General features: G+C 49.6%; 17 protein-coding genes. 16 read left to right on the plus strand and 1 reads right to left on the minus strand.

The features are described from left to right. Positions 1-197, plus strand: a 197-nt coding sequence (locus tag G9G53_RS26255) for a hypothetical protein (protein WP_238796258.1), incomplete at its 5' end; no start/stop codon positions are given. Positions 198-272: 75 nt separating this feature from the next. Here G9G53_RS26255 and G9G53_RS00005 read toward each other — a convergent pair. Then, on the minus strand, positions 273-674 hold the full coding sequence (locus G9G53_RS00005) for a VOC family protein (protein ID WP_165144404.1): 402 nt from the start codon (positions 672-674) through the stop codon (positions 273-275). 525 nt (positions 675-1,199) lie between these two features. Between G9G53_RS00005 and G9G53_RS00010 the strand changes: the two genes are divergently transcribed. The 15 genes from G9G53_RS00010 to G9G53_RS00080 all read left to right on the plus strand — a co-directional run bounded on the left by G9G53_RS00010 (position 1,200) and on the right by G9G53_RS00080 (position 23,125). Further along, a complete protein-coding gene (locus G9G53_RS00010) occupies positions 1,200-5,225 on the plus strand; it encodes a DUF5695 domain-containing protein (protein ID WP_165144406.1) in 4,026 nt (1,341 codons plus the stop codon). 178 nt (positions 5,226-5,403) lie between these two features. Beyond that, the gene (locus tag G9G53_RS00015; protein WP_165144408.1) at positions 5,404-5,871 is read left to right on the plus strand and encodes a hypothetical protein; all 468 of its coding nucleotides are present in this window, start codon (positions 5,404-5,406) and stop codon (positions 5,869-5,871) included. Beyond that, a complete protein-coding gene (locus G9G53_RS00020) occupies positions 5,843-6,154 on the plus strand; it encodes a sensor histidine kinase (RefSeq protein WP_165144409.1) in 312 nt (103 codons plus the stop codon). Before G9G53_RS00015 ends, G9G53_RS00020 begins: the two co-directional genes overlap by 29 nt. Continuing rightward, on the plus strand, positions 6,132-6,296 hold the full coding sequence (locus tag G9G53_RS00025; protein WP_165144400.1) for a hypothetical protein: 165 nt from the start codon (positions 6,132-6,134) through the stop codon (positions 6,294-6,296). Before G9G53_RS00020 ends, G9G53_RS00025 begins: the two co-directional genes overlap by 23 nt. After that, a complete protein-coding gene (locus tag G9G53_RS00030; protein WP_274597639.1) occupies positions 6,248-6,757 on the plus strand; it encodes a response regulator in 510 nt (169 codons plus the stop codon). The genes G9G53_RS00025 and G9G53_RS00030 overlap by 49 nt, the downstream gene beginning before the upstream one ends. Positions 6,758-7,222: 465 nt before the next feature. After that, entirely contained in the window at positions 7,223-8,167 is a 945-nt protein-coding gene (locus tag G9G53_RS00035; protein WP_165144411.1) for a stalk domain-containing protein, read from the plus strand. A gap of 7 nt (positions 8,168-8,174) precedes the next feature. Next, on the plus strand, positions 8,175-11,462 hold the full coding sequence (locus tag G9G53_RS00040; protein WP_165144413.1) for a DUF5704 domain-containing protein: 3,288 nt from the start codon (positions 8,175-8,177) through the stop codon (positions 11,460-11,462). A 342-nt stretch (positions 11,463-11,804) separates the two neighbouring features. Next, positions 11,805-14,252, plus strand: a complete 2,448-nt coding sequence (locus tag G9G53_RS00045; protein ID WP_165144415.1) for a rhamnogalacturonan lyase — start codon at positions 11,805-11,807, stop codon at positions 14,250-14,252. Positions 14,253-14,565: 313 nt separating this feature from the next. After that, complete coding sequence (gene nifB / locus G9G53_RS00050) at positions 14,566-16,065, plus strand: nitrogenase cofactor biosynthesis protein NifB (protein ID WP_165144417.1); 1,500 nt, start codon at positions 14,566-14,568, stop codon at positions 16,063-16,065. 6 nt (positions 16,066-16,071) lie between these two features. Then, positions 16,072-16,938: a nitrogenase iron protein gene (nifH, locus tag G9G53_RS00055; protein WP_069010331.1), complete on the plus strand. Its 867-nt coding sequence runs from the start codon at positions 16,072-16,074 to the stop codon at positions 16,936-16,938. A gap of 88 nt (positions 16,939-17,026) precedes the next feature. Continuing rightward, a complete protein-coding gene (gene nifD, locus G9G53_RS00060; protein WP_165144419.1) occupies positions 17,027-18,475 on the plus strand; it encodes a nitrogenase molybdenum-iron protein alpha chain in 1,449 nt (482 codons plus the stop codon). After that, positions 18,472-20,001 carry a nitrogenase molybdenum-iron protein subunit beta gene (nifK, locus tag G9G53_RS00065; protein ID WP_165144421.1) on the plus strand — a complete coding sequence of 510 codons (1,530 nt, stop codon included), beginning with the start codon at positions 18,472-18,474 and terminating at the stop codon, positions 19,999-20,001. The genes nifD and nifK overlap by 4 nt, the downstream gene beginning before the upstream one ends. Before the next feature lie 79 nt (positions 20,002-20,080). Next, entirely contained in the window at positions 20,081-21,442 is a 1,362-nt protein-coding gene (gene nifE, locus G9G53_RS00070) for a nitrogenase iron-molybdenum cofactor biosynthesis protein NifE (protein WP_165144423.1), read from the plus strand. Continuing rightward, complete coding sequence (gene nifN, locus G9G53_RS00075; RefSeq protein ID WP_165144425.1) at positions 21,432-22,739, plus strand: nitrogenase iron-molybdenum cofactor biosynthesis protein NifN; 1,308 nt, start codon at positions 21,432-21,434, stop codon at positions 22,737-22,739. The genes nifE and nifN overlap by 11 nt, the downstream gene beginning before the upstream one ends. After that, positions 22,736-23,125, plus strand: coding sequence for a NifB/NifX family molybdenum-iron cluster-binding protein (locus tag G9G53_RS00080; protein ID WP_069010336.1), 390 nt, complete (start codon positions 22,736-22,738; stop codon positions 23,123-23,125). The genes nifN and G9G53_RS00080 overlap by 4 nt, the downstream gene beginning before the upstream one ends. The last annotated feature ends 39 nt before the right edge of the window (positions 23,126-23,164 follow it).

Raw genomic sequence — 23,164 nt, forward strand, 5'->3', positions numbered from 1 at the left:
CTACCTTAATCCTCAAAGCAAAGGCAAAAAGGATCAACCAGAAAGAACTGGTTGATCCCATAATACGAACGGGCAGGTTAGTTCAAATATGCGTTAATATTGATTATTTATGTAAGACCAATAAATTAATACGGGCTAACCCAGGTGATTTGTATAAGTTTAACCCACGAATTTTTCCTTCTAAGCAACCATTTTGATTTGAATTACTGATATGAGATTATAAGGGTGTAAAAAACGCCGGTCACCTTAAGCAGGTGACCGGCGTTTTCATATTAGCGTTTCGGCATTTTGCTCTCATCCATGTACAGCAGGTTCCAGCGGTGACCATCCAGGTCGGCAAATCCTGCGCCGTACATCCAGCCGTCAATTTCACTCGGCTTGCCAAAGATGTTTCCTCCGGCAAACTCTACTTTTTGAATAAAGGCATCTACTTCTTCTCTGCTTTCAGCGCCAATGGGAAATATTACTTCTGCGGTATTGGAAGTATCTGCGGTTTTTGAACCTGTGAATTGCTCAAACGCCGCATCCGGGAACAGCAGAATCGTTGTTTGGCCTATGGCAAGCTTGGATCTCTCGTTACCAACGCTCACCGCATGGAATCCAATCTCATTGAAAAAGGCAGTTGACCTCTCAACATCTTTGACCGGCAGGTTAATCCAGATATCCTGTGACATGGCTGTAGCCTCCTGGAATATTTTTTCAACTACTCCTACTATACTCTACTTCTGGCAGCAGAAGCGAATCTTATAAAAGAAACTGCAAGGTATGACATTCCTGTCATGCATTCTGCGGTTTCCTTAGTAAACTTATTTACTTCTCTGTTCCAGCATCGTCTCCGTCAAGGTATCGATCTAGCCAAGAAATGGATTTCGCATCAAAGTAGAAATGCGTTTTGTAATCCAGTCTATAGATAAGCACCCTCAGCGCGAAACATATAATTACTGAAATTAAATTTTTGGGACTAAAGTAGAATTAAAACATTGAACTAACGAGAAACGATAGTTCAATGATAAAGTGGTGGTCTCGAAAGGTTGAAATCCTATATAAATCGGTTGAAAATGTTGATTTTACCAATGGACAAGGATTTGTACAATAGAGTTGTAGCGCTTACATTTCCAAGGAGGTTGCGGCGAAATGAAGAGACTTCAGGTGATTGGCAAGCAAATAAGGACCCCGAAATCCAAAAGGAGGCCGTGTTGATGAAATTTAAGGGAATATTGGCGGCGTTTTTATTTTTAACCACAGCGTCTGTGTTGTTTGGAGTGCATACGGCAGAGGCCCATGAACTAACCAATGACAAGCTAACGATTCAGACAGGCGAGCATGGAGAAATCTCATCCATACGTATCAAAGGAGATGCTTTCCCGACTGAATATGTGATGAATGCAACGGTTACACCTGAGCAGAACACCGCAGATCATCAGTGGCTAGGGGAGCTGATGTTCACGTATCGATTGGATGGAGGTAGCTGGACGAAAGCATGGACGAACAAGTCGGCAGACGCACGCAAGATCACAACCAGTGGTAACCGTGTCACTGTCACGTACGAGAACTCTACTAATGCAGAAGGCATACGCAATTTTAAAGTCATCGAAACGTATTCGGCAGAGTCGAATGGTTCGGTGTTGTGGAATATACAGGTACAGAATACAAGTGGGAAAAAATTGGAGATTGGCGATTTCGGTTTGCCTCTGCCTTTCAATGAGCAATGGACTAATGGTGATGCGATCTACGAAACTAGAGTGGTGACGCATTCCTTTGTCGGCAATAACAGCTCCTATATTACAGCTGGGCGTCCCAGCGGCATTGGCTCTTCCCTTTTGCTGATTCCTGATTCGACAACAGGTGCGGGTTTTGAATATCAGGATCACTGGCGGGATGAGGAGCATCCGGGCAGCAAATGGGCCTGGAATCCGGCCAATGAAGGTAAATGGCTGGAAGGGCTGAATGTATTTTATATTCATTCCAATGTCATCAAGTCCACCAACCGGGGCTATTTGCCCAATACAAGCCTGATCCTGAATCCCGGTCAAAGCAAAAACTATGGCTTCAAGTTTCTGGCTGTGAAGGACGAGCATGATGTAAAAGATACGTTGTACCAAGAAAACTTGGTGGATACAACAGTCGTACCCGGCATGATCGTGCCTACGAATCAAAAGGCGAAGGTGGACCTGCGCTCCAAGCAGGCGATCAGCAAAGTAACCTATCCCGACGGAACCGTTATTCCAGAGACGGATAGCAAGGCTGGAGGACACCACATTTATGAATTGAAATTTACTAAATTGGGTCCGAATTTCATAACGGTAGAATACGGCAATGGCAGCAAAACGGTTCTACAATTTTATGCCATCGAGCCGATTGATCAAGCGCTGCAACGGCACGCTACATTTATGGTCGACAAAACCCAATGGAATGTACCGGGTGATCTGCGCGACAAGGTATTTGACGATTGGATGATGCATACCAAATCCAAACGGAACATTTTCAACGGCTACTGGGGCTGGGGAGACGATTGGGGTCTGACGCATGGACAGTTCCTGGCTGAGAAAAACACACTGTCTCCGGTCGCCAAAGAGGTGCGGGCAGTAGACGATTATTTGGAAACGGCGATCTGGACGAATCTGATGAGCGGACACCATGAGGATTATTTAATTCATGATTTCTTGATGCCAGAGCCGAATGATACACCGACCTATCGAGGGTATGCGTATCCGCATGTATACAACACGTATTTCAGCATGTACAAGATTGCCAAGGAATACCCGGATCTTGTTACTTACAAGCATCCAAAGGAAACGTATTTGCTGCGGGCGTATAACATTTTCAAAGCATTGTATGAAGGGCCAGTCGCGTACAACTGGGAAACAGGTTTGATGGGCGAACTGACCACACCGGATATTATTCAGGCACTTCATGATGAAGGCTATGATGATGAAGCGAATGATCTTAAGGAAAAAATGGATCGTAAATATAACAATTTTAAAAATACAAAGTATCCTTATGGTTCTGAATATAGCTATGACAATACAGGGGAAGAAGCTGTATATACGTTAGCCAAGCAGAATATAGATACAGAGGGCGAGCAAAGTAAAGCCCTGGAAATGATGGGTAAAATCAATGCCAAAACCCGTGCGGCACGCGGTCACATGCCTGTATGGTACTACTACACCGATCCGGTGACGATTACCGGGGAGAACTGGTTTAACTTCCAGTACACGACTTCGCTTGCTGGATATGCGATGGATGACTGGATTCGCCATCATGAGGACAATCACCGTGAGGAACAACAACGGTTGTCCTATGCAGCTAAAATTTCCAATGTCGGAGCGATTAACTCCGGGCAAATCAGCTCGGACCCTGAGAACATCGGGGCGGTCGCATGGACGTATCAAGCGGAAAAAGGCAATAACGGCACGAACGGCACTGGCGGCGGTAAAAATGTTCCGCTCTTTAACGGCTGGCGCGGCATGAGTGGTGAGGCTGATCTCGGATTGTTCGGTGCGCTCAAAACCTTAAGCGCTGATATCGCGATGGATCCGATTTTTGGATTGACGGGCTACGGTGCAGAGGTGAGCAAAAGTGGCAACGTGTATACGAACAAGCCGCTGGACGGTTTGTTCAAGCGAATCAATCTGATTACGGAAAAGATGTATATCGAGCTGGAAAAGGATCAGTATACAGAAGCCAAGCTGGCAACTTCCAAGGATTATGTATGGCTTCAGTTGAAAAATCAAACGCCAGGCCAAGCTCATTCTACGTACGTTACATTTGACGGTTTGAAGAAAGGAACGTATTTGGTTAAAGTAGGCGGTCAATCACAAGGGAAATTTAATGCGTATGCACCTTCGAACAAGCTTAAATTGGAGATTGGAACAGCTTCCTCCTACACGGTAGAGCTGACACCAACCACACCGGATCCGAACAAGGCACCTGTTGTAGACGCTAGCAAAGATTCGAAGGTGAAGCTGCCGGATCAAATCATTTTGAAAGGCACAGCTACGGATGATGGACTTCCACAAGGCAAGGTGACAAGCGAATGGAGTCTGGTTGAAGGACCGCAGGACGCGAAGGTCACATTCAGCAGCAAAGCATCGCTGCGCACGAAGGTGGACGTTTCCGAGCCAGGAACGTATGTGTTCAAGCTGACAGCCAGCGATTCTCAGTTGTCAGCGGAGGCTAAAGTAACGGTGGTAGCTGAACCGGCCGCTCCGTTACTTGAACAGCTTGCAGTTTACAAGTTTGATGAAACAAGCGGTTCTGTAGTTGCGGATTCATCGGACAGTGGCAATGATGCTGCCGTGAAGGGAACGGCTGCATGGGCTGCGGGTAAAACAGGCAATGCTGTCAGCCTGAACGGCAAGGACAGCTACGTGCAGCTTCCGGCGGGTATTGTCAGTCGTGCACAGCAATTGACCGTATCCGGCTGGGTCAAAGCGAACAGCCTGAGCGATTATGTACGGATCTTTGACTTCGGCTCCGGGACGAATGAATATATGTTCCTGACGCCTAAAGCAGGAAATACCATGCTGTTTGCCATTACCAATCAAGGCAACGGGCAGGGACAGGAGCAGACGATTGAAGGCCCTGTACTGCCGACAGGCGTATGGAAGCATGTTGCGGTCACGCTTTCAGGTTCCACAGGTATTTTATACGTGGATGGAAAAGAAGTGGGACGCAATACCAACTTGACCCTGAATCCTACCAGTCTGGGACAGACCAAAAATAATTTTATCGGCAAATCTCAGTACCCTGATCCTTATTTCAATGGTCTGGTGGATGAATTCCGGATCTACAGCCGTGCTTTGAATGCTTCTGAGGTAGCAGGTTTGGTCTCCGGTACAGCACAAAGCCTAACGGGAGTCGAGAAAATTACGGCTTTAAAAGAAGTAAACGTGACGACTCGTACGGGTGAAAAACCCGAACTGCCAAGCGTAGTGGAAGCTACGTATGGCGAAGGCTCCACTAAATGGGTGGCTGTGGAATGGGAGGATATAGACCCTGCACAATATGCTGCTCCAGGTTCGTTTGAGTTGAAGGGCAAAGTAGAAGGGACAGAGTTAAAGGCAATGGCGAAGGTAACCGTGATTGAGGCAGGGGCTGCGGTTCCATCGGTAACACCGGTTGGCCCGGAGAATTCAGTAACCCCGCCAACTACGACATCCTCGGTAACATCTGCCTTACCGCCTCGACCTGTCAGCTCCGCTAAATCAGCGGGGGTATTCTGAATGGGCGGCAACAACGCATAGTCATGACTAATTTTTCCCATCGTCACTTTCCTCCTATAAAGGGGAGAGTGGCGGTGGGTATCCTTGCATTTGGAGTGCAAAGCTGCGAACAAAATGTGAATGGGGGATAAAGTATGAGCAAGATTACATTTCTGGGTGCAGGCAGGAAGCACTGGCTATGCAGTCCCGGCAAATGAGTGAAAATTACGTCAATGCGACGCTCTCCGACTTGAATGACCTGACCAATGCTATTCTCAGCAATCCTGACGTGCAGTCTACGCTGGAGACCAAGCCGGAATTGAGGCAGATTGCCAAATCGGCTGTGGACAGGCCTGTGATTACGAAGGACTCGAGAACATGGAACGGCCGCCAGACGATGATTTCCTATGGCCCGTTAAACGAGGGACAATGGACGCTTCTACAAAAAGTCGATCAGTCCGTGCTGTTTGAGGATGCGCGGAAAATTGGTGCCTGGACCATCTGGACTTTTTTGATTGCATTGATGCTGGGCTGGATGGTGTCTTATCGGCTAAGTGACACGATTCGTCGCTCCCTGCTTCAATTGAGCCGATTAATGGCGGTCGATGGGAATGGCTTTGGCAAATGGGCAACAGGATATGGCAGAGGTAATCGGTGCCTTCGGTAAATGTTTTCGCATCTCGCTAAGTTATGGCCGAGAGCAAATCAGTATGGGACAGGAAGTCGAGCATGTAAGCGCCTATGTGAAGGTGCAGCAGTTCAGGTTTAGGAATTCGTTCGAGTGGATTTGCGAGGTAGAGGAGGATATTTGCGGATTTATGTACCCAACTAATCATCCAGCTGCTCGCCGAAAATGCTATTTACCACGGCTTAAAAGGGCGCACCGACCGTGGCTATATCATGTTATCCGGCACAAGGGAAGGAGATATGTTGCGTTTGACGGTCAGTGATGATGGGGGCGATATTGGAGCCGAGCGTCTGAACGATATCCGGAAGTCGCTGGATGCGGAACGGGGGAGTGCTGTTGGCTTTGGGCGCGCAATGTGCATGAACGCCATCGGCATTATGGTCCGCAATATGGACTGTCCGTGACAAGCGCGAGCCGGGTCAGTATACCTCAGTTACCTTACTGGCACCCATTTGAACCGAATAAGAAAGGGGAGGACGGCGCAACGGCATTACGTTTGTATACGGAGGAGCGACCGGACATGATTTTACTGGATATTAATTTACCGGATATGAGTGGACTGAACGTAGCCAAAACCATTCGAGAAAAGGATCAGCAGACCCCGTTATTATTCCTGACAGGACACGAATCTATGACGTATATTCGTCAGGCAGTCTCGCTTCAAGCGGTCGATTATTGGCTCAAGCCGGTGACTAGCGAGGAGGAAGCCATTCATCGCCATCGTTCATTGGAGCCATTGTACAGGGTACAGGGAGTATCTACTACTGGATTTGCTCCAGCAGTGGCGTCCTGCAGCCGGGGTCATTCAGCGTATCCGCAGATTGTTTGGGGAGGATGGTCAACATTGTATGAGCAACTCTATTAAGCTGGAAGTTCAGGTATAAGGTATACATGAATGACCTTTGAAATGCTTTGTGAGAAAAAAGTAACGTTTGATTTTTAGTCCGGTATGATTTATGATATAAGAAATATTGGATGATGCTGGAATAATCCATATGGTGGTATGAGCTGATATATTCATAGTTTTTGCGCGTGAAGCACACGGGCTGTTTCTTCCTTCTAGGGGAGTGGCAGCCCTTTTTTGTTGATATTTTCAGGAATATAACTTTTTTAAGAGTCAGTTCTATGATTTAGGGAGAGGATTGCCCAATAGAGTCTATTTGTTTGGAATGCCTTGTATTAGAAGTTTTTCTTATAGATTTTGTAAGAGGGAAACCCTATAATATATAAGTTGTATCCAGTATTTTCCGAAAGTGGGGATGCTATAAGTTTATGAGATTAGAGATGATATACATAGTTTAAAGTTTAAGCTGACAAAGGGGATAGAGAGATGAGTATGAAAAAATGGATGTTGAGTTTGACCGCAGTCACGTTACTATGGGGCGCGACAAGTACGATTCCAACGACGGAGGCGGCAAGCAGTACCAAGCCCATTGAAGTCTTGTTAAACGCGAAAAAAATACAGTTTCCAGATGCTAAACCTTTTCAGGATAGTAACGATTATGTGATGGTTCCGATTCGTTTTGTATCCGAAGCGCTAGGGGCTAAGGTAGGCTGGGAGAAAACAGGCGGTCAATTGGCTGTGTCGATTAAAAATGATGCCCATGCTGTTAACATGACAGTGGGTCAAAACACCGCTACCGTGGATGGACAGACCAAAACGTATGAAACGAAGATTATTTTGAAGCAAAACCGTACTTTTGTGCCGCTGCGGTTGGTAAGTGAGGGTCTGGGACAAACGGTGGAGTGGGATAAAGTTAGTCGCTGGGTCTGGATTGGAAAGAAGGAAATTGCTGCTCTGGAGGATACGGGGCATAAGACGGTAAGTATCGAGCCGTATAAGAAGGCGATTGGCACAATACCTGCTCTTTTAAGCAATAGCACTGACCAGCCATACGATAAAATAATGATCTTTAAGCAGTCTGATCTACCTATTAAGCTGATTCGGGATGTTTATTCCGTTGAGCCCTACACAAGTCCGAAGGGTGTACCTTACTTAAAGATGAGAGTTAAAACGAAATCTACAGCAGGTAGCATTTTTTTCATAACCGAAAACCAGAATGCACGTCTCCGTCCTCCATTGAGAGAAATGACACAAGATAACGGGGACGGCACAAAGATGGTATATTACCCGATTTATTCATCTGCCGATGAACTCTTTCATGGAATAAAAAACTATAAATCCCTGAAACTAAAAGATATTGAGTACATTGGATTCCGCTTGCAAGCAGATAATTATATTCCATTGATGGTCAATCCGTGGAAAGGAAACTAACCACAGCATGAAGAAGACGCAACGCATTCTGGCCGTATTGCTGGTGGGGGTACTGCTCTTATTGCAGCTCCCACCCTTTTCTTTTCCTACTGACAAGGCGGTAGCTGATAACGAAATTACACCGCTGTCTTACTATGCCGATAAGAACGACCGCTATTTTGTTGGCATGATGTACTTCGACATGTGGAAAAATACCGCAGGTACTTGGGTCACAGGTGGCAAGGAGCCTGACAAGGACATGCAAGGTGAAGCAGAATTCACTTACAAATTTAAGTTTCCTGGTCGTAAGATCAAGAAGATTGACGCACAATTGTATGATCCAGTAGCAGAAGTTAACAAAGGTAATCCTGATTATAAAAATTATTTTACAAAATCCCGGTCCGATCTTTATGACGATTACAAAGACTACATGAGTAAAGGCACACAGGATTCAGATATTCGGCCTTTTCAAAAAAAGGGGATTGGAACGGATACAGCCACCATACCAATCACTGTGAATATAAGATTAAATGCAGCAGTTCAAGCAGAAAATATAAAAGAAGAGAGTTGTCCTACCTGCGCAAAGGAAGTAGAAGCCTGGCGCATCTACCAACCCATCCTATTCAAGATCGAACTGGACAGCAACCTAATCGTCAAGCATTTTACCACTGACGGAAAATCTCTTAACAACGTATTTACACCATTAGAAGATGAACTGAAAGCTGATCAACCGTATGATTTTACCCCGCCAACCAACCCGAAATATGAGTATGTGGGTTATAAGAAAAGCACGACAGGTAAACCGCCAAGCGGAGATATTTTGCCGGGAATTGTACCCGGATTTACCTATGACGGTTCTTTTGAGCAGTTTACCGCTTATTTGTATTACAAAGAAGCTCAGGGCTGTCCTAAGCCTGGAGAAAGCCAAGAGGGAGCACCCTCAGATTGCCAAGATCATGAACAGCCAACAAAAGGTGTTGTCTGCTCCCGCCCCGTTCCAGGTCTGCGCTTGGAAACTGCTGAATTGGACCCGACAGTATCTGCCGTTATTAAAGCCGATCAGCGAGGCGCGTCACGTTTTGATGTAGCCAAGGGTATTCCAACTTCTGAAAGCCTGTACGGAAACGTGCTGGCCCGGAATTACCTGTTTCAAAACACCTACCAACAGCTCAAAGGCGAGTGCACCTACAACGTCAAGCTGAAGCGCACGTATGATCTGGAATGGGAAGATATCAACGATACCCGGCACATGAAGGTCGCGGAGTATTACAAATACGAAATTGTGAAACCGTACTCCTACTGGGTGATCGACAACCTTGAGGTGTACGGTATCAAGAACGCGCAGCTACGCAACTATGCACTGCCGGGAGGTAGTATTACGATTCCACCAAGGAATTACACGCCGCCGTCTGTAGAATCAGCGACCAACGGAAAATACTATCCGGCTCCTTCTCCGGGCATCGTCGATGGGGGTTCACTTTATATTTATGGCGGTAAGAGTATGCCGAAGGTGCCCAATGAACAAAGATCACTGGAGCCTGTGGCCCAGAAGGCTACACCAGACGTGGAAGTTGAAAACGATACTGTGAAATTCAACGGTCAAACGATCATGGACCACCAGCGTGTCAAGGAAAAGGGGCCGACTCCTGGCAAAATCCCTGAACCCGTAAAAATCGGGTTGGATATCCTGTACAGCCCGGGCCATATGATTGAAAAGCATAAGATCAATAAACCCAATACGCCCAGCAGCGGTGACATCACTTACGCTATTCTCAAAGGAAATATCAATGGAGGTGCGGATAAAACGTTCCCGATACAGGGAATTAATACGGTGACTGTCCACACTCCCGTAGTGAATCTGTCTAAAGTGTCGGACGATGCTGCTCATAATCAGAAAACCCAACCTACGAAGGGACGATCCGCACTTATTTTGGAGCGACCTTTCCGGGTGACGATTTCAACAGCGGGACCACATTTGGATATTCCCGGATATGGTGATCGGGAGTATGCCAAATATGTACGAACCAAGCAGGTTCGCTTTCCGTTCGATGTGTACGACAAAGGAAAGACGCATTTTTATCCGCGGGGTACCTGGATCGACATTCCAGTGCTGCAGCTCAACACAGACTTTTATCTTCCCGTGTGGGTAGATGAAGGCAACTACACAGTTGAGTTCCGTACCATTGCCGAAAATGCACCGGACGGGTTCACTGAACAGCGCCATGCCAACACGGATATCGCCCATCATGTCGCCAATGATGTGGTAAATATAGAGGTCATCGGACGGATGTATGATTTTCATATCACGGATATTGCCGATTACCATTGGGAGCGGGTGTTTCGGCAACGAAAAGGGAGCCCGACGCATAGCGGCCTGTCCTATTGGACGGGGCATGGCAATATTGACGGGTTACCGAGAGGGAACCAGGAGCCATTCACCTTGCCCATTCGTCCCGGCAGTCACCCACATGAAGGTTATGCAAATGTGTCGGTCAAGACAGGCTATCATTTCAAGTTTGATCTCAAAACCAAAGGCAATATGTTTAGCGCCAAGGACGGTATTCGCATCACGCCATCGTTCTATTGGGTGAGCAAAGATGGGCGACAGCGGGAAGAGGTGGATCTGTATACACATTCCGGCAACCGGAAATTTATCCGTTTGGGATCGGCGGAGGACCGGGAGAAGCGATATGTTATTTTGAATGAACGGCTGCGCAATGTGCCGATGGAGGAAATGCAGGACACGTCAGCCTACCAATACAAGCATGAGCTGAGTGAAGCAGAGCAAATCCAGTCGACGCTGGAACGCTATGTTTCTCTGTATGCCCACCGTATTGCACGCAGCAAGACCTGGATTGGACGTTACGACTGGCTGGTGCTGCCTGCGGCTGTGCGTACCTTGATGGGTCCGAAGACAGACCTGCCGGATGGGGTCAATGTGGATCGCGCTAATGCGTCGATTCAGCGCTGGTATGGTGAATATAGCCTGCCTGCTGATGTGTACGCAGTCACCAAAGGCACAGATTTGCGCGAGGTCAGTCGCCGTCAGGAGCTTAACGAGCATACGGATATATTCAAGAAAACAGGCTTTATCGTCGTTCGCTTTAATTTGGAGTCACTGCGTCAGGGTGACACCGAGCATCCGCATTTACAGTATATAAATGGCCCGCTATTGAACCAGTGGCAACTGGAGGGTTACCGCCGAGAGATAAAGGACCCGTACGGGCATACCTTTCATTTACAGGACGGGGATGTAGTATTTTATCATGCGGATCAGTCGAGCAGAGACGATTTCAGTTCATTTGTCCCTCACTAGGTTGTAGTAATCAAGACGAATCCTAATCCATAACTAGCGCGAAATATAAAAAAACGGACAATGGGAACAATCCACTGTCCGTTTTTTTATATTTCCTTTTGCGTTTATGCGAATATTTAGACCTATCTTCAGCCCTCGACATGCCATTTTCATATAGCCTTGGTGGGGGCTGTTTTATTTGGAATGAGTAAACAACACGGATTTGTGTAGGGAAATCCTCGGATATTTAAACGCGTTTGGGGGAACGGCAAAACTATAATAATAGGGAATTTAATTTATGTAATCGCAATCATTTTGGCGTACTTGCTTGTCATCACAATACAATTGAGGAGGACGACTTGAATGGCTCAAAGGAAAGGCGCATGGCGAAAGGGAACCTTGACCGCTGCGCTGGCAACCATGCTGGCGATGACGGGCACGACTGGAGGAGTGGCTGCGGAAGATTTGTCCGAACCGACACTACAGGCGGAATCAGCCATTGCAGTTGAACAGAACCGTAGCGGTAGCATTCAGCTGGAAAAGTTGGATCGCGGACTGGTAGCTGCGGTGACGCAGGAAGGGGTCTTTTTAAGCTGGCGGTTATTGGCTCAAGAAGTGAACGGTTACGGTTCAACGGGGCTGACAGGAGCGGACTTCAACGTATACCGTGACGGTAAGAAGATTGCGACAGTGACCGACAGTACCAACTATGTGGATAAGGAAGGGAATGGTAAATCAGTATACAGAGTAGCTTCAGTCGTTAATGGGCGGGAAAAGGATCTTAGCGCTAAAGTGAAGCCATGGCAGCAGGGTTACTATGAACTTCCTCTCCAAAAGCCTGCTGATGGAGTAACCCCGGCAGGTGAAGCCTATATTTATTCGGCCAACGATATGAGTGTGGGGGATGTGGATGGAGACGGGCAATATGAGTTTTTTGTAAAATGGGACCCGTCGAACTCCAAAGATGTATCTCAGAAGGGGTATACCGGAAATACGTATGTTGATGCGTATACGGCCGAAGGCAAGCTGCTGTACCGGATCGACCTAGGCGTGAATATTCGATCAGGTGCGCATTATACACAGATGATGGTGTACGATTTTGACGGCGATGGTAAAGCCGAGCTGATGTTCAAAACGGCTCCAGGGACCAAAACGATTTCTTTTGATAAGAAGGGCAAGGCGAAAAAAGAAAAGTATATTACTCTGCCACGTGAGGATCGCAAAGCAGGGATTACACATGAGGACGATTACCGTTTGAGTCGTTCGGATTATTATGAGCATGTGGTGAACATGTTCATGAACTGGACGAAGCATGAAGAAGTGGTCAAGGGACAATGGCCTGCTACGCTGGAGGAATGCTTTGGCATCGCTCCGAAGTACAGTTATCCGTTATCCCGAAAGGATGCGGAAAGCCTGACAGACTACTTTATGGATGTATATGCACCATCACGGAGCGACAAAAACAAGCTGAGAGAGTTCGAGGGCTTTATTGTCGATGGACCAGAGTATTTGACAATTTTCAAGGGGAAAACGGGAGCTGAGCTGGATACCGTCCGCTATGAGCCGGAGCGTCATGACGATGGCCTCATGTGGGGCGACTACGCCATGGCCCGAATTGAACCCGCCAACCGTGTAGACCGCTTCCTGGCAGGTGTGGCCTATCTGGACGGCCGCAAGCCGTATGCCGTATTTGCACGCGGCTATTATACGCGTTCCACTTTGGCCACCTACACATGGGATGGTCGCCATCTCCAAAAACATTGGATGGTGGACAGTGGCTGGACACCAATGACCAATCCATTTAACGATGGTCCGCACGGGCGTGATGGAACGGACCCGAAATTTGGCACCTTGACCACACAGGGAGCGCATTCTTTGAGCGTGGTGGATGTGGACGGTGACGGCAAGGACGAAATCGTATACGGTTCCGCCACGATTGACCATGATGGCAGCCTGTTGTACAGCTCATTTGATGTCATGCCTCCTGAAAGTGCAACTCCGGGTCAAACCGCCAGATTGGGGCACGGCGATGCACTGCATGTAACCGATATTGACCCGGATCGCCCCGGCAAAGAAATCTTTATGGTACATGAAGGTGGCACTTACGCTCCATATGGCTATTCTTTGCGGGATGCCAAAACAGGTGAAATTATTTACGGCGCATATTCCGGCAAGGATACAGGTCGGGGAATGGTCGGTGACATAGACCCGGATCAGCGAGGTCTGGAGACCTGGGCCATAGGCCTGTGGACCGCAGCGGGCAAACAACTGGATACGAAGATGCCGGGTACCAATATGAGTATCAAATGGGCAGCTGATATGACCACACAAATCGTAAATGGCGCAATTGATGTAACCCCAACCATTGAGGATTGGAAACGAGGTACATTGCTGACCGCTACTGGAACCAAAACGAATAACTATACGAAAGGAACTCCATCGCTGGTAGCCGACATTTTCGGAGATTGGCGGGAGGAAATGCTCGTCCGTACAGCGGATAGCTCAGCCATCCGTATCTATCTGAGCACAGAACCTACGACGCATAAATTGTACACGTTGATGCATGATCCGCAGTATCGCACGGATGTGGCGCGTCAAAATACCGGGTATAACCAGCCGTCCTACACGAGCTTTTATTTTGCATCCGATATGGATTGGGCGAATGTGCCGATTCCCAAGCTCTACACGCCAAAAGCCTTAATAGAGGAAGAGAGCAGTGACGAAGCGGATGAAGTAGAGGCAGCAGAGGTAGATGAAAAAGAAGTCGATGGAACGATAGTCGATGGGACGAAAATAGATGTGAAGGAATGATAAGCGGAGACTATTTCCCAAAATATATAATAAAAAATTAAAGTTTCTTATCTCAAAAGGAGAGCCGTATTTACGGACTCTCTTTTTTTACGTCTTGATGTTATTGAGAATATGAAATGTAACCGCGCACATGTAAAGTGTACGATATATTACTTGACGTAAAATTTGACACATATGTGAATTGAGGATAAATGTCAGGGATTTCATGGAGAAGTGAATTGACTGTATTTGTCCCTGTCTCTAAGATGTAATTATATTCCAGACAAAAACAGAGATTTATGTAAGGTAATATAACGTAGAGAGGAGGGAATGAATGGACTCTTTAGTTGATCTCTCGGAAACCCCCTTAGCAATGGATACCCTCAGACGACATCCTTGTTATAACGAAGAGGCACATCGCTATTTTGCGCGCATTCATCTTCCAGTAGCCCCGGCATGCAATATTCAGTGCCATTATTGCAACCGCAAATTCGATTGCGTCAATGAAAGCCGTCCCGGCGTTGTTAGTGAACTGCTTACGCCGGAGCAGGCGGCGAGCAAGACCTATGGCGTAGCGGCACAGCTGATGCAGCTGTCCGTTGTCGGCATTGCGGGACCTGGAGATCCGCTGGCCAATGCGGAGGCAACCTTCGATACCTTCCGCCGGGTCCGTGAGACAGTTAAGGACGTCATATTCTGTCTCAGCACGAATGGCCTTACCTTGATCAGGCATATCGACAGGATTGTAGAGCTGGGCATTTCGCATGTCACGATCACGATCAATGCTGTAGATCCAGTGGTGGGGAGCCGCATTTATGGATGGGTCTACGATGAAGGAAAACGCTATACAGGTGAGGAGGCCGCACGGCTGTTGATTGACCGCCAGCTGGCAGGCTTGAAGATGCTGGCTTCGAGAGGCGTATTGTGCAAGGTGAACTCGGTGCTGATTCCCGAAGTCAATGATGCCCATCTGCCGGAGGTAGCCAGGGTGGTCAAGGAGCACGGCGCGGTGCTGCACAACATTATGCCGCTCATCATCGCACCTGGTAGCCGATATGAGCAGGAAGGGATGCGGGCCCCCCGTCCCCGCCTGGTCCGGCAGCTGCAGGAGAAATGTGCTGAAGCGGGAGCTGTCATTATGCGCCATTGCCGTCAGTGCAGGGCGGATGCGATTGGACTGCTGGGCGAGGATCGCAATCAGGATTTTACATGGGAGAACATTGCGGCTGCTCCTCCCATGGATGAAGAGGCAAGGGCACAATTTCAGAAAGAACTGGATGAGAAGGTGAGAGTGAGAATGGAACGCAAGGAGGGACAATCGCACCCCAAACAAGCGTCAACCGGGGCTGGATGTAGCTGCCCGTTATCTGGGGATAGGCCTGAAGTGAGCTTTACCTCAAAGCCAGTCCTAATCGCTGTGGCCAGTCGTGGCGGAGGGAAGGTGAATCAGCATTTCGGCCGTGCCAAGGAATTTATGATCTATGAAAGCGATGGGATTATCGTAAATTTCATAGGCATTCGTAAGGTGCAATCCTACTGCCACGGGAAAGCCGATTGCAATGGAGACAAGGCCGAGACGATGAAGGAGATTCTTTCCATGGTGCATGACTGTGCATTGCTGCTGTCGGCCGGCATAGGCGAGGCCCCCAAAGAGGCATTGCAGGAAGCTGGCGTGCTGCCTATTGTATGCGGCGGGGATATTGAGGAATCCGTTCTGGAATATGTAAAATTTCTACGTTATATGTATCCTGTGCAGAGCAATAAGGGAAGTCAGCGTAATAAGGGAGTTAAGGGCAGTCATTCGGATTTACCCATTGAACATTTTGGAGGCTGAGAAAATATGAGACAAATTGCGTTTTACGGTAAAGGCGGTATCGGCAAATCGACAACCTCGCAGAATACACTGGCTCAACTCGCGACCAAATTCAAACAAAAAATTATGATCGTAGGCTGTGATCCCAAGGCAGACTCCACCCGTCTTATTTTGAATACGAAGGCCCAACAGACTGTGCTGCATCTGGCGGCTGAAAGGGGTACGGTGGAGGACCTGGAATTGGAGGACGTTGTCCAGAAGGGCTTCGGTGACATTCTGAACGTGGAATGCGGTGGGCCGGAGCCTGGTGTCGGCTGTGCAGGGCGCGGCATTATCACGGCCATTAATTTTCTGGAGGAAGAGGGGGCCTACGAAGGGCTGGATTTCGTATCCTACGATGTACTGGGGGACGTCGTGTGCGGGGGCTTCGCCATGCCGATCCGGGAGAAGAAGGCGCAGGAAATCTACATCGTATGCTCAGGCGAGATGATGGCTATGTACGCTGCCAACAATATTGCACGCGGGATCTTGAAGTATGCCAACAGCGGTGGGGTGCGTTTGGGCGGCTTAATCTGCAACAGCCGGAATACGGACCTGGAAGCGGAATTGATTACAGAGCTTGCAAGAAGACTGAACACGCAGATGATCCACTTTTTGCCGCGTGATAATGTTGTCCAGCACGCTGAGCTGCGCCGTATGACTGTAACTCAATACAACCCGGACCATAAGCAGGCTGCGGAGTATGAAGAGCTGGCAGGTAAAATTTTGAATAATGACATGCTAACGGTTCCCACCCCTATTTCCATGGAAGAGCTGGAGGATCTATTGATGGAATTCGGCATTATTGAGGATGAAGAAACCGCAATTAACAAAGCTGAGGCGTCCGGGCAGTAGGCTGTAGCCAGAAGGCTTAATGACGGAATCATCGTGTGATGATGGGAGGAGCTGAACGCGCAGCTCGCAGGAGGGAGGAATAGGTCAAATGAGCAGTATTGTGGATAAGGGTAAGCAGATCGTAGAGGAGATACTGGAGGTATATCCCAAGAAGGCCAAGAAGGACCGGACCAAGCATTTTGAGATCGCGGATGAGGAGCTTGTGAACTGCGGGACCTGTTCCATCAAGTCCAACATGAAATCACGACCCGGCGTCATGACAGCAAGGGGCTGTGCTTATGCAGGGTCCAAGGGTGTGGTATGGGGCCCGATTAAAGACATGGTGCACATTAGCCATGGTCCCATCGGCTGCGGGCAATACAGTTGGGGTACTCGACGTAATTATGCGAATGGGATATTGGGAATCGATAATTTTACCGCCATGCAGATTACAAGCAATTTTCAGGAAAAGGATATCGTGTTCGGCGGAGATAAGAAGCTAGAGGTGATCTGTAGGGAAATTAAGGAGATGTTCCCGCTGGCTAAGGGCATCTCCGTGCAATCTGAATGTCCGGTCGGACTGATTGGTGATGATATCGGGGCTGTGGCCAAGAAGATGACAGAGGAGCTGGGCATTCCGGTTATTCCCGTACGCTGTGAGGGCTTTCGCGGGGTGAGTCAGTCTCTGGGCCATCACATTGCCAATGATGCTATCCGCGATTTTCTGATGGGGCGCCGGGAGCTAAAGGAGTGCGGGCCTTATGATGTCTCCATTATCGGAGACTACAATATCGGCGGTGATGCCTGGGCGTCGCGCATTTTGCTGGAGGAAATGGGACTGCGGGTCATAGCGCAGTGGTCGGGGGACGGTACGGTCAATGAGCTGGGGATTGCGCACAAATCCAAGCTCAACCTGATCCATTGTCATCGTTCCATGAATTATATGTGCACAACGATGGAGCAGGAATACGGAATTCCCTGGATGGAATATAACTTCTTTGGCCCGACCAAGACGATGGAGAGCCTAAGAGCGATTGCTGCCCGCTTTGACGAGACGATTCAGGAAAAATGTGAGCAGGTCATCGCCCGATATATGCCGCAGATGGAGGCAGTCATCCGTAAATACCGCCCACGTCTGGAAGGTAAAAAGGTGATGCTTCTGATTGGCGGGCTGCGGGCAAGGCATACCATCGGTGCCTATGAGGATCTGGGTATGGAAATTGTGGCTACAGGCTATGAATTTGCCCATAAGGATGATTACGAAAAGACGTTTCCCGATGTAAAAGAAGGCACCATTCTGTACGATGATCCAGCGGCTTATGAGCTGGAGGAATTGGCCCAGCGGCTGAATATTGACTTAATGGGCGCCGGAGTCAAGGAGAAATATGTGTATCACAAAATGGGCATTCCCTTCCGTCAAATGCACTCATGGGATTACAGCGGGCCTTATCATGGTTTTGACGGCTTCCGGATTTTTGCACGTGATATGGATATGACCATAAACAGTCCAGTTTGGAGCCTGCTGCCGTCCTGGCAGACTGCGGAGGTGTCGGTATGAGCGAGCGTCAGAATATTGTCGATCACAATCAGCTGTTTCGGCAGGATAAATATGTGCGCCAGCGTGAGGAGAAACGAGCCTTCGAGGCCCCTTGTTCGCCAGAGGAGGTTACCGACACCCTGGAGTACACCAAGACCAAGGAATACAAGGACAAGAATTTTGCCCGCACAGCCGTAGTCGTGAACCCGGCCAAGGCTTGTCAGCCGCTGGGAGCGGTTATGGCTGCACTGGGCTTTGAAAAAACGCTCCCGTTCATTCATGGCTCACAGGGCTGTACGGCTTATTTCCGCAGCCATCTTGCCCGCCACTTCAAGGAGCCTGTTCCTGCCGTCTCCACCTCGATGACCGAGGATGCCGCCGTATTCGGCGGCATGCGCAACCTCATTGACGGTATAGAGAACTGTATTGCCTTGTATCAGCCGGAGATGATTGCGGTATGCACGACCTGTATGGCAGAGGTGATCGGAGATGACCTGTCTGCCTTCCTGGCTAATGCCCGTCAGGAGGGAGCCCTTCCCGAGGATATGCCAGTTCCTTTTGCCAATACCCCCAGCTTCTCCGGTTCACATATTACAGGCTATGATGCCATGCTGCGCTCTGTGCTGGAGACGCTGTATAACAAGTCAGGCCGGACGCCGCAGCCTGGTCATGAATTGAAGCTGAATGTACTGCTCGGGTTTGACGGGTATACGGGAAATTTTGCGGAAATGCGGCGCATACTGGGGATGTTCGGCGCTACGTATACCATTTTGGGTGACCACAGCAGTAATTTTGATTCAGGAGCTACTGGAGAGTACAGCTACTATTACGGGGGAACGCCGCTTGAGGATGTGCCCAAGGCCGCAGATGCTGCCGGCACGTTGGCGATCCAGCAGTACTCTCTTCGTAAAACATTAGGTTATATGAAGCAAACCTGGGGGCAGCAGATGTTCTCCATCTCCACACCGCTGGGTATCCGGGCTACAGATCGCTTGCTTGAGGAGATTAGCCGCCTGTCCGGAAGAGAAATACCCGAGGCATTGAAGCAGGAGCGTGCTCGAGTTGTGGATGCCATGATGGATTCGCATGCTTATCTGCACGGCAAACGAGTGGCTATGGCAGGAGACCCGGACATGCTCATCGGCTTGATTGGCTTTTGTCTAGAGCTGGGCATGGAGCCGGTGCATATTGTTTGCTCCAATGGAGACCGGAAATTTGAGAAGGAAGCAGAGCTTCTGCTGAAGTCCAGCCCTTACGGTGCAGAAGCCACGGTTCATTCTGGTCAGGATTTGTGGCATATGCGTTCGCTGCTGTTCCAGGACCAGGTGGACCTGGCTATTGGCAGTTCCCATCTGAAGTTTGCGGCGAAAGAGGCGAAAATTCCTTTGCTCCGTGTGGGCTTTCCGATCTTCGACAGGCATCATCTACATCGTTATCCGATTATCGGCTACCAGGGTACGCTGAATCTGCTTACCCAATTCGTGAATACCGTACTGGATGTCATGGAAGAGCAGGCTCCGGATCATAGCTTTGATTTGGTGCGCTAATTGCTGTATCGCGTAGATGGAAGTTGGCAGCTTGGCTTGTGATTTCAATGGATTCTATCTGAAATAAGGGGGTGTGCGGATGGAGCCGGCTGTGTCTAACGGAAGGCTGGAGGTATCCTGCGGCAACAAAATTCCCAAAAGCACGCCCTGTCCCCGGCCTGTGCCGGGGGAGGCTTCGGGTGGCTGCTCCTTTGACGGGGCCCAGATTACACTGATCCCCATTGCAGATGCGGCTCATCTGGTGCACGGGCCGATTGCGTGTCTCGGCAATAGCTGGGAGAGCAGAGGCAGCCTGTCCAGCGGCCCGGGGCTGTCGGCGTATGGCTTCACTACTGATCTTGGAGAACAGGATATCATTTTTGGTAGTGAACAGAAGCTGCATGAATCGATCCGCTACATTGTCAGCCGTTTTGCTCCTCCCGCTGTATTCGTCTATACCACATGCGTCACAGCCCTCACCGGTGAAGATATCGAGGGGGTCTGCAAGGCTGAATCGGAGCGGCTGGGGACGCCGATCATTCCGGTGAACAGTCCGGGATTTGTGGGCAGTAAGAATCTCGGGACTCGGCTGGCCGGAGATGTATTGTTCCAGCATATTATCGGCAGTACCGAGCCGGAACAGACAACCTCCCATGATATCAATCTCATCGGGGAATACAATATTGCGGGCGAGATGTGGCATATCGAGCGGCTGATGCAGCAGACGGGAATGACTATCCTGTCCCGAATTACCGGGGACGGTCGGTTCCGTGAGGTGGGATGGGCGCATCGTGCCAAGGCCAACATGGTCGTATGCAGCCGAGCTTTGCTGGGCCTAGCAGTCCAAATGGAGCGTAAATACGGCATTCCTTATTTTGAAGGTTCATTTTATGGAGCAAAGGAGACGAGTTATTCCTTGCGGCAGATGGCTTATCTGACCGGAGATCGTGATGTAGAGCGACGGGTGGATAAGCTGGCCGCACGGGAGGAAATGAGGCTATCGCTGGAGCTGGAGCCCTATCGCAAGCAGTTGAAAGGAAAGCGGGCAGTGCTCTATACCGGGGGTGTAAAGAGCTGGTCTGTCATTACGGCTTTGCAGGAGCTGGGCATAAAGGTGGTAGGTGTAGGCACGAGCAAGAGCACTGCCGAGGATGTATCCCGGATTGCTGACCGTATCGGGGATGATGCGGAATACATCCCGGAAGGCGGTGCCCGGCAGATTCTCAAAACCGTACGGAGCCGCAAGGCAGACATGGTCATTGCCGGGGGCCGGAATATGTATATGGCGCTTAAGGAACAGATTCCTTTTGTGGACATCAATCAGGAGCGGCACAAAGCCTATGCGGGCTATGACGGGCTGTTGTCTCTGGCGAAACAGCTTGTGCATACGCTGCAGCATCCGGTATGGGAGCTGACCGCCAAACCAGCTCCATGGGAGGAGGAGACGGAATTTGCCGATTAAATCCGCCATGAAGCCTGTCAGTATCAACCCGCTCAAGGTAGGACAGCCTTTGGGGGGCGTGCTGGCTCTGCAGGGGATGTATCGCTCAATGCCTCTGCTGCACGGCGCTCAGGGCTGCTCGGCCTTCTCCAAGGCGCTGCTGACTCGCCATTTTCGAGAGCCGATAGCCGTTCAGACCTCTGCACTGCAAGAGATGGACGTTATATTTGATGCAGACCGGAATTTGGAAGAGGCGCTGGATCATATCTGGTCCAAACACCATCCAGATGTCATCGGCGTTATCAGCACGGCCCTCACCGAGGTGGCAGGCGTTGATTTTCAGTCTAGGGTAAAGGCGTTCAAGCGAGAACGGGCATTGAAGGACAGTCTGCTGTTTTCTGTATCGCTGCCTGATTTTCACGGCTCTCTGGAGACGGGCTACAGCAGTACAGTAGAGTCACTAATGGATGCCGTACTCGGGTTGGCCGGAGGCAAGTCCCCCAAAAAACAGCGCCGGACGCAGGTCAATCTGCTGCCGGCTTCTTATCTGACTGCCGGAGATGTTATGGAAATCAAGGATATTATCGCTTCCTTCGGCCTGGAGGTTATTACGCTCCCCGATATCTCCACTTCCTTGTCTGGTCACCTGCTGACAGGTTTCTCCCCTTTGACGAGAGGGGGGACTCCGCTGGATTCAGCCTGCCAGATGCTGGAGTCTTCCTGCACCATTGCCATTGGCGCGAGCATGGAGCGTCCAGCCCGCAGGCTGACTCATGCCGTAGGCATTCCCTACCACTTGTTCACGGGTCTGTCTGGCTTGGCCGCGAGCGATGCGTTCATACATTTTCTACAGAAGATCAGCCGCGAGCCAGCCCCTGTTCGCTTCCGCTGGCAGCGTGAAAATCTGTTGGACAGCATGCTGGATGCCCATTTCTATTATTCCGGCGCTTCGGCTGTAGTGGCGCTAGAGCCGGATCATATGCTGTCGACCGCAGCCTGGCTGGAGGAGATGGGAGTGGAACTGAAACGGTTAATTACACCCTGCAGCACGCCCGCACTGCAAAGGACAGAACGGGAAGTCTGGATCGGTGATCTGGATGATGCAGAGGAGAGCGCGCAGGGTGTTGATTTGTGGATCAGCAATTCACATGGAAGAAAGGGAGCGGCACGGGCTGGGGCCTCATTCGTACCGGCAGGCTTGCCGGTGTATGACGAGCTAGGCGCCCACACATCCGTAAGCGTCGGATACCGTGGAACCATGGAGTGGGTGAATAAGGTGGGCAATGTATTGCTTGCCGAGAGGGGGAGGGGAGGATGAAGGTTGCATTTGCGACGGAAGACGGCGTGCTTGTGAATGCTCATTTTGGGCAGAGTCCTATGTTCACTGTATTTGAAATCCGGCACTCAGGCGTCCAGTTCCTGGAGCATCGGCGGATAGCCCTGGGGAGCGATGAGAACGAGGCGGGCAAGATCGCCAGCCGAATTGGCTTGATCGAGGATTGTACCTTGATCTTCCTGGTACAGATTGGCGCTTCGGCCGCCGCACAGGTTACCAAACGGACCATTATGCCTGTGAAGGTGGCCTTCGGTAGCACCATTGAGGAGCAGGTCCAGCGTCTCCAGAATATGCTGGCTCGCAATCCGCCCATGTGGCTTGCCAAAATCCTGCATGCTGAGGAGGGCAGCGGCAAAGCCGAATCATGAGCTCTCCTGTAAGGAAGAGCAACCCTATAAGTTATCAAG

The organism is Paenibacillus sp. EKM206P, from assembly GCF_011066155.1.
In the GTDB taxonomy this organism is placed as follows: Bacteria; Bacillota; Bacilli; order Paenibacillales; family Paenibacillaceae; genus Paenibacillus; species Paenibacillus polymyxa_D.

Bases quoted from the DNA above. Each gene is read 5' to 3' on its own strand.
- G9G53_RS00005 (WP_165144404.1), bottom strand. From the start codon at position 674: ATGTCACAGGATATCTGGATTAACCTGCCGGTCAAAGATGTTGAGAGG.
- G9G53_RS00010 (WP_165144406.1), top strand. From the start codon at position 1,200: ATGAAATTTAAGGGAATATTGGCGGCGTTTTTATTTTTAACCACAGCG.
- G9G53_RS00015 (WP_165144408.1), top strand. From the start codon at position 5,404: ATGCAGTCCCGGCAAATGAGTGAAAATTACGTCAATGCGACGCTCTCC.
- G9G53_RS00020 (WP_165144409.1), top strand. From the start codon at position 5,843: ATGGCAGAGGTAATCGGTGCCTTCGGTAAATGTTTTCGCATCTCGCTA.
- G9G53_RS00025 (WP_165144400.1), top strand. From the start codon at position 6,132: ATGTTGCGTTTGACGGTCAGTGATGATGGGGGCGATATTGGAGCCGAG.
- G9G53_RS00035 (WP_165144411.1), top strand. From the start codon at position 7,223: ATGAGTATGAAAAAATGGATGTTGAGTTTGACCGCAGTCACGTTACTA.
- G9G53_RS00040 (WP_165144413.1), top strand. From the start codon at position 8,175: ATGAAGAAGACGCAACGCATTCTGGCCGTATTGCTGGTGGGGGTACTG.
- G9G53_RS00045 (WP_165144415.1), top strand. From the start codon at position 11,805: ATGGCTCAAAGGAAAGGCGCATGGCGAAAGGGAACCTTGACCGCTGCG.
- nifB (WP_165144417.1), top strand. From the start codon at position 14,566: ATGGACTCTTTAGTTGATCTCTCGGAAACCCCCTTAGCAATGGATACC.
- nifH (WP_069010331.1), top strand. From the start codon at position 16,072: ATGAGACAAATTGCGTTTTACGGTAAAGGCGGTATCGGCAAATCGACA.
- nifD (WP_165144419.1), top strand. From the start codon at position 17,027: ATGAGCAGTATTGTGGATAAGGGTAAGCAGATCGTAGAGGAGATACTG.
- nifK (WP_165144421.1), top strand. From the start codon at position 18,472: ATGAGCGAGCGTCAGAATATTGTCGATCACAATCAGCTGTTTCGGCAG.
- nifE (WP_165144423.1), top strand. From the start codon at position 20,081: ATGGAGCCGGCTGTGTCTAACGGAAGGCTGGAGGTATCCTGCGGCAAC.
- G9G53_RS00080 (WP_069010336.1), top strand. From the start codon at position 22,736: ATGAAGGTTGCATTTGCGACGGAAGACGGCGTGCTTGTGAATGCTCAT.